The sequence below is a fragment of the uncultured Anaerococcus sp. genome (genome assembly GCF_947253225.1).
GTDB lineage: Bacteria > Bacillota > Clostridia > Tissierellales > Peptoniphilaceae > Anaerococcus.
In genome coordinates this window covers 21,839-29,424 of sequence record NZ_CAMXYR010000016.1, presented here as the reverse complement: position 1 = coordinate 29,424, position 7,586 = coordinate 21,839, and the positions used below count along the sequence as shown (strand labels likewise).

Below are 7,586 nucleotides of genomic sequence, written 5' to 3'. Positions count from 1 at the left end.
ACATTTATAAAAATCAAGTAAGCAAACCTTGCAAAATTTTCCTAAAAAGAAAGGATAAACAATCCCTTTTACAAAATATATATTAGCGATTTATAGCTAAAGCCACAAATCTAGTCGGTTTATTTATAATCTACTCCAAGTTAATTTTAGCTGGTAGGTTATTAAATTCGTGTTAAGATTTATAAATTTTTCTGAATTTATTTATGAAAAAGCTAGACAAGAAAAAAAGCCTTGCAAGTTCCTTGTTGCAAAGCTTTTATCTCTTAGGTCTTATATTTTGGTTTTGCTCTAAATTATTTTCCCAACACTTCATTTACAACTTCTCTTATGTTGGACCTTTGGATGATTTTTAATTCCTTAAAGTCCTTTTCGTCAACAGAATTTCTCGCTATATAGGCTCTTCGGTAACCCAACCTTTCAAGCTCCTTTAGTCTATGTTTTATTTGAGGAACTTTTTTTAGCTCTCCAGTAAGGCCTACTTCTGCTATAAAGACGTACTTGTCAGAAACAGGTTTTTTCATAAGGGATGAGGCTATGGATATCATTATGGCAAGGTTGACTGATGGTTCGCTTAGTTTAAGACCTCCTGTAGTTTTTATAATTACATTGTAATCATAGAGGTTAAGTCCAGCTCTTTCTTGGAGAATTGAAATAAGGGTGTTTAGGTCATCTCTCCTTAGGGAATCACCTATCCTTTGAGGATAGGGCATGAAGGACTTGGAGACCAAAGATTCTATCTCAACTTCAAGGAGTCTTGAGCCTTCCTTAGTTACAGAAATGGCAGAACCTTCTATTTCTTCATTTCTTTCTGTGATAAAATAAAGGCTTGGATTGGTTATTTCATTTAACCCATCCTCATCCATAGAAAACAAGCCGATTTCTCCTGTTCTCCCAAACCTATTTTTGGTTGAAGTCAAGACCCTTAGGTCTTCTTCGCTTTCCCCATCGAGAACTAAGACGGTATCAACCAAGTGCTCTAGGGTTCTTAGTCCTGCCATTTCCCCCTTTTTGGTCATATGTCCTATCATTATCACCGCTCTTTTTCTATCATAGTCCTTGGCAATTTCTACAGCCTTATTGGCTACTTCTATGGTCTGAGTAGGACTTCCAGCCTTGTTGTCAAACTCAGCTAGGCTAAAAGTTTGGATGGAATCAAGAAAAACTATATCCGCATCAACTTTTTTAATCTCTTTGATGGCAAGATCCATAGAATTTGTTGATAAAATCCATATATTTTCAGAAATCTCATCCATAATCCTAAGAGCTCTTGATTTAATCTGACTTTCGCTCTCCTCTCCAGATATATAGATGACCTTAAAACCTAGATCCGCATAGGACTTTGACAACTGCAAAAGAAGTGTGGATTTTCCTGCTCCAGGCCTTGCTGTAAGGATTGATACAGAATCTCTAACAAGTCCTCCACCCACAGCCCTATCAAATTCTCCATAGGAGGACTTGATTCTTTCAGAGGCGTCCAAGGTGATTGCTTTTAGCTTTTTCGCATTTTTATCATCAACTATAACTCGGCTACTTGAAGGAGCTTTTTCCACAACGACTTCATGCATGCTCCCCCACTTCTTGCACATCGGACACTGCCCAGCCCAGACTGCTTGGGTGTAGCCACATTCAACACATTCATAGGCTTTCTTTACCTTTGCCATCCCATCCTCCTTAGAGAAGAATTTGCAGAAAATTCCTCAAGAGCTATCCTTGGGTCTTCCTTATACAAACTTTCATAAATATCTCTAGGACTTTTTCCATCTTTCAAGATTTCTTTCAAAGGATTGAGGAAGTTACTTTCATTAGGAATAGCCTTTTTCGCCATTTTCACAAAGTCTATACCCCACTTATAGAGTTCTTTATCCTTGTAGGTTGCTTTAAGTCCATATCTTTCTGCCCTGCTCTTTAGATTTGTGAGGGTCGGATAATCCATATCCTTAAACATTTCATAAAGACTTGCAAGGTTTGCTTTATTATAAAAAAGTCCCTTTACCAAGGCAAAACAAGCAAAATTATAGGGATAAGGCACTTCATCAGGCATTCTAATTTCAATGTATTTTTTAACTCTCACATCCGGAAATACAATTGATAGGGCATGAAAAATCATCTCCTCGCTAGAATCTGTATCCATTATATCAGCAAATTTCACACAACCCTTGTAGGTATCTTCGCCATTTTCATTTACAAAAATTATATCCGTATTCAAAATTTTCCTAGCGTATTTTTCATAAGTCAAATCCTTATCGAAAGAAAAATCATAAACCCCAGTCCTTGACCTATCACAATTATCCCAAATCATCTGGCGGAGATTTCTTTTCTCGTATACCTCTCCCTCAAAAATATAGGAATTATCAAAAAAGGAATACAAAAAAGGACTTAGAGCGTTAGCGATAAAATACTTTTGTTTAAAATCTTCCTCGCTAGAATAGTCTATGGCAAGTTGGAGACTGGCTGTTCCCTTCATCATATTGTGAGCAAAGGCCCCTCCGTTTATCTTAAAGTATTCATACATATAATCGTATCTTTTCTTAGGAATTATTTTGATATCATCAATCTTAGTCCTTGGATGATAACCTATTGCCGCCAAAACCTGACCTTTCTTCTCAAATATAGGGATTATTTCTGCCATAGCCTTTTTGTAATCATCATAAAGCTCGAGTATATCTGACCTAGACTCGAGAGCTAGTTCAAACTGACTGGCTGGTTCTACAGAAATATCCACCCTCTCCTTGCTAAGACCTAGGATATTACCATCTTCAGTATGACTGTCAAAGCCAAGTTTTCTTAGCTCTTCCATAGATTCAGAAATTCCACCCTCTCCATAATAGGAAAGAGTCTGAAGGCTTTCCCCATCCACTACAAAGTATTCTGCTTCAAAACCTAAGGCAAAATCCTCTTCCCTCTTCTCTCCACTTTTTATATATTCAACAATTTTTTGAATTTTTTCTCTATAATCCATAATTTTCCTTTTCTTTTATTACTTATTTCACTATACGCTTATGGAATATTTCTACCAAGACTATATAATATCCCTATGTACTACGCCTACTATTTAAGCAAAATTGGCTTACTTGCTATAGCCCACCAAGACAAAATTTATTAAATAAAAATAGCCAAAGAAATACATACAAGAAACAAGAAGAGCACCATAACTGACAAGGTTTATAAAGAAATATCCGAATATCTCGAAGGACTTAGGAAGGAATTTACTATTTACGAGCACCTAGAGCCAGTTGGGACTGATTTTCAAATTAAAGTTCGGGAAAGTCTAAGGAAAATTCCTTATGGGGAAAGCTCAACCTACAGCGACCTTGCAACAAAAATTGGCCATCCCCAAGCAATAAGAGCCACAGGCTCTGCCATAGGCAAAAATCCCTTCCTAATAGTAAACCCTTGCCACAGGGTGCTTAGAAAGGATGGAAATATAGGAGGCTTTGCCTATGGCAATGAAGTCAAAAAATTTCTCCTAGATCTCGAAAATATCACTTACAATCTTTAAAGATAAAGAAAAACTCTGCCCCAAGCAGAGTTTTTCTTAGTTAGTTTAAGATTCTTTTAATCAAATCCTAATTAATTCTTTCAGTTGTTTCTCCATCGAAGAAGTGTAAGGCTTCTGGATCTAGGGTAAAGTTGTGATCCTCCCCTATAGCATATTCAAAATATCCAGGTTGGCTAACAGTTAGTTGAGTGCCGTCTTTCAATTTTGTATATAGAAGTTGTTCCTTACCCAAGGACTCTATTACTTCGATATTTGCATTTACTGAGTTGTAATCTCTCTTCTCTGCAATAAATCTTTCAGACCTAATTCCTAGATGAACTGCTTTTCCTTCATAAGCCTTGATTTTTTCGAGGTCTTTGTCAGATGGTCTTACCTTAACTTCTCCAGATTCATTTACAAAAAGACCATCTTTGATTTTTCCTTTGATGATATTCATGGTAGGAGAACCTATAAAGCCTGCGACAAAGAGGTTGTTTGGTTTTTGATAGAACTCATTTGGAGCTCCAACTTGTTGGATAACTCCCTTATCCAAGAGGACAATCTTTGTTGCCATAGTCATAGCCTCTGTTTGATCGTGAGTTACATAGATACTTGTTGTGTCTAGTTGGTTGTGGATTCTTACAATCTCAACTCTCATGTGCTCACGAAGCTTAGCATCAAGGTTACTTAGAGGCTCATCCATTAGGAAAACTTCTGGGTTTCTTGCAATAGCACGACCTAGGGCAACCCTTTGTCTTTGTCCACCAGATATATCTGATGGCCTAGAGTATAGGTAATCTTCAAGTTGAAGAATTTTTGCAACGTCTTGAATCCTTTGGTCAATTACTTCTTTCCTTTCCTTTTTCATATTCAAAGAAAAGGCCATGTTATCATAAACTGTCATGTGTGGATATAGGGCGTATGATTGGAATACCATAGCTATATCTCTATCTTTTGGTTCAACTGTATTCATTATTTTGTCGTTAAATCTTAAAGTTCCCTCAGTAATTGAGTTAAGTCCTGCAATCATTCTTAGAAGGGTAGACTTACCACAACCTGATGGTCCTAAGATTACGCAAAAATCATTATCATCTATTTCGAGGTTGATATTTCTTATAGTGAAATTCTCACGACCCTCGTATTTTTTTCCTACATTATCTAATATTACTTTCATTATTTAACTCCTATCCCTTTACTGCACCTGATGAAAGTCCACTTACTAACTCATCTTGTAATACTAAGAAAAGTAGCATTACAGGAACTGCTGATAAGAATCCTCCTGCTGCAAAGGCTGGTTGATTCATATTTCTTACGTCTGATATTAGGGTAAATAGCCCTGTCGCAAGAGTGTAATCTGACGGATTTGTTAGTAAGATTTTTGGCATCATGTAATCCAAGAATGGTCCTATAAAACATTGAAGGGCAATTATAGCAAGCATAGGACGAGCTAAAGGCATGATTATTAACCTATAGACTTGAAGGTTTGAACAACCATCTATTTTTGCTGCCTCATCAAGTTCTGGGGATATGGTATCGAGATATCCTTTTAGGATAAAGGTATTTGATGCTATTGCCCCACCTGAATAGATTAAGATTAGCATAGCTGATCTTGAAAATACTGGGAATATTCCAGCAACTATAGAGTGGATAGCATAGTAAGCAGTAATTCCTGCAAAGGCTGGAATTATTTGAACTAGCATTATAGTTATAAGACTTGCCTTCTTACCCTTAAATCTGAACCTTGAATAGGCATAACCTGTAAAGGATACAAAAAGTAGGGTAAGAATTGTTGTCGCTGTGGCAATCTTTAAGGTATTTATAACCCATCTTAAAAATTCAGTCTTTTCAAACAAGAATTTAAAGTTATCTAAAGAGAAAACAAAGTCTCCTGACATAGATATATACTGACCTTGGTTGCCATTAAAGGATGAGATAACCATTATCGCAAGTGGAACTAGGATAAAGGCAGCCCATATAAATAGTATTACATAGGTTAGACCTAGAAGTGTTTTTCCGCCAGCAGATAAGGGTTGAAGATCTGATAGGTATAAATCACTATTTTTCTTTTTCTTAAACATATTAATACTCCTTAAAAGCTGATGAGTTCTTATATCCAAAGTAAGAAATTATTATCAAGATTATGGATATAAATACTGTTATCGCAGCACCTATAGCTTGGTATTGGCTCTCCATAGTTAGCTTGTAGATGTAGGAGATCAAAATATCTGAACTTCCTGCAAGGTTTCCATAAACTTGTGGGTTGAATGGACCACCTTGGTTGTACAAGTAAATAATAGAAAAGTTGTTGAAGTTGAAGGTGTATTGGTTGATTAACATAGGAGCAATTTGGAAGAGTACAAGTGGAATTGTAATCTTTAGGGTTCTTTGGAAGCCTGTAGCTCCATCAATACTTGCCGCTTCGTATAAATCCTTAGGAATAGCTTGCAGAACTCCTGTTGTTAGTAGGAAGATATAAGAATGACCCAACCATCCTTGAAGGAGAATCAAAGCCGCCCTTGTTTGTATGGTATTATTTTTAATATCCAAACTAATATTGAATAATGAGTTTATCGCCTCTGCTATTACACCGCCACGGCTTGTCATGATTGAGAAGAACATGATTGTGATAAAGGCAGGAATTGCCCAAGGCAATAGATAAACTGTCCTAAAGAACTTCTTAGCTCTTACTCTTTCGTTATTTACCATTAAGGCAAAGACAAAGCCCAGAACTATAGCAAGAGTTGATGCCAAGATAGTCCAAATTATTGTCCAGCTGAAAATATGCCAGAAGGCTTGACCAGCTATACCCTGTCCCTTAGCTATGGTTAGGTAGTTTTTAGCTCCTATCCACAAGAACTTGTTTTGGTTTTGTGGATCCATGTTTGTAAATGAAATCATAATAGCAGTTATGATTGGTACTATTACTATGAAAATTATTACTAGAAGGGCAGGAGCTGTAATTAAGAATGGGAAGCCATCTGTCCTTAGCATTTTTTTAGTTTCGAAGAAATTGTTTGGTCTAATACCAGCCATTTCTTTTTTCTCTACATTTCTTACATCCTTGAAGGATACTATGTAGATTAAAACTGCCATAGCAACAAAAATTAAGGAAATAATACCCTCAATCATAAAGAGGATTGACCTGTCTAATCTTCTTCCTCCAGCAGCAAGAGAGATTAGTCCTGCTATACCTTGACCTTGGTAATTACCAAAACCAAGAGCATAAGGAATTGCTACTAGGTAGATAAAGATTGCTCCAGCCAGGAACATAAGTCCCTTTTGCCATTGGCCATTCAAAATTTGACCAAGGCCTGGAAGAGGGAATGTTAGAATAGACCTATAGGCAGAAGTTTTTTCTACTTCTACAGGAGTTCTCCTCCTAGCCTCAGCCCTATCAGCCTCCAGAATCTTCATCTCTTTTTTGTAGTCTTTATCAATTTTGTATTTTAGAGATGCTATCTCTTCTTTTAGAGAAATTTCTGGATTTCTGTAATCTAGTCTCTTGTTTTGGTCTTTGAATTTTTGCTTTAGTTGTTCTTTCTCAGACTTAAAGGCTTTTTTGGAAATATGGCCTTCTTTAAAGGAGGTCTCAAGATCCCTGTTGTCAGCCTCAAACTTATCTGCAAGAACCTTCCTATCTTCTTCGATTAATTTTTTAGTATTAGAAACTTCTTCACTAGATAATTTTTCTAGCCTAGAGCTTGCTCTTTCAAGTTGACCTTTAAGACGCAAGTCGTTTTCTATGATTTTCGGAATTTGTTCATAATCTAATTTACATAACTTATAATCAAGTTCGCTATCATAAGAAAGATCCTTATTTTCTTCATAAAAGTTTAGCAAGGAATCTGCAATAAACTTTCTATAGTATAAATCCCTTAAATATTTTTGATCTAGGGAATAGTTTGGGTCTTTCTTAGCATCTGCATCCGCCTTAGCTAGAAGGTCTTTCTTCTTTGCGTCGTATGCCTTTAGTTTTTGATTATAAGGATGGTTGTTGGCATCAATTTTTTCGCCACTTTCACTCGCCTTAATAGAGTCGATAATATATTGGTTCTTCCTAGGACGGTGCTCGCCAATATCGTCTATTAGGTACTTTTCGTATGTCATA

At 36.4% G+C, this 7,586-nt stretch carries 6 protein-coding genes; 1 reads left to right on the top strand and 5 read right to left on the bottom strand.

The genetic code is table 11. The features are described 5' to 3' along the window. Window positions 1-293: 293 nt before the first annotated feature. Both radA and Q0W95_RS03530 read right to left on the bottom strand, forming a co-directional pair. Window positions 294-1,661, bottom strand: a complete 1,368-nt coding sequence (radA, locus tag Q0W95_RS03535; protein WP_297790060.1) for a DNA repair protein RadA — start codon at window positions 1,659-1,661, stop codon at window positions 294-296. Next, the gene (locus Q0W95_RS03530) at window positions 1,649-2,959 is read right to left on the bottom strand and encodes a glutamate-cysteine ligase family protein (protein ID WP_297790058.1); all 1,311 of its coding nucleotides are present in this window, start codon (window positions 2,957-2,959) and stop codon (window positions 1,649-1,651) included. Before Q0W95_RS03530 ends, radA begins: the two co-directional genes overlap by 13 nt. 144 nt (window positions 2,960-3,103) lie before the next feature. On the opposite strand from Q0W95_RS03530, the gene Q0W95_RS07865 reads away from it, so the two are divergent. Further along, the gene (locus Q0W95_RS07865) at window positions 3,104-3,499 is read left to right on the top strand and encodes a methylated-DNA--[protein]-cysteine S-methyltransferase (protein ID WP_366800482.1); all 396 of its coding nucleotides are present in this window, start codon (window positions 3,104-3,106) and stop codon (window positions 3,497-3,499) included. Between the two features lie 67 nt (window positions 3,500-3,566). Here the strand turns inward: Q0W95_RS07865 and ugpC are convergent, their stop codons facing one another. From ugpC to Q0W95_RS03510, 3 genes are read right to left on the bottom strand one after another with little or no spacing between them, the layout of a single operon-like run. Further along, window positions 3,567-4,652: a sn-glycerol-3-phosphate ABC transporter ATP-binding protein UgpC gene (gene ugpC / locus Q0W95_RS03520; protein WP_297790056.1), complete on the bottom strand. Its 1,086-nt coding sequence runs from the start codon at window positions 4,650-4,652 to the stop codon at window positions 3,567-3,569. Window positions 4,653-4,662: 10 nt separating this feature from the next. Next, the gene (locus Q0W95_RS03515) at window positions 4,663-5,556 is read right to left on the bottom strand and encodes a sugar ABC transporter permease (protein ID WP_297790054.1); all 894 of its coding nucleotides are present in this window, start codon (window positions 5,554-5,556) and stop codon (window positions 4,663-4,665) included. 1 nt (window position 5,557) lies between these two features. Continuing rightward, window positions 5,558-7,585: an ABC transporter permease subunit gene (locus Q0W95_RS03510; RefSeq protein WP_297790052.1), complete on the bottom strand. Its 2,028-nt coding sequence runs from the start codon at window positions 7,583-7,585 to the stop codon at window positions 5,558-5,560. Window position 7,586 lies beyond the last annotated feature (1 nt).

What these genes read in the sequence shown, in the direction of transcription:
- radA (WP_297790060.1), bottom strand. Translation starts at nt 1,661, where the DNA reads ATGGCAAAGGTAAAGAAAGCCTATGAATGTGTTGAATGTGGCTACACC.
- Q0W95_RS03530 (WP_297790058.1), bottom strand. Translation starts at nt 2,959, where the DNA reads ATGGATTATAGAGAAAAAATTCAAAAAATTGTTGAATATATAAAAAGT.
- ugpC (WP_297790056.1), bottom strand. Translation starts at nt 4,652, where the DNA reads ATGAAAGTAATATTAGATAATGTAGGAAAAAAATACGAGGGTCGTGAG.
- Q0W95_RS03515 (WP_297790054.1), bottom strand. Translation starts at nt 5,556, where the DNA reads ATGTTTAAGAAAAAGAAAAATAGTGATTTATACCTATCAGATCTTCAA.
- Q0W95_RS03510 (WP_297790052.1), bottom strand. Translation starts at nt 7,585, where the DNA reads ATGACATACGAAAAGTACCTAATAGACGATATTGGCGAGCACCGTCCT.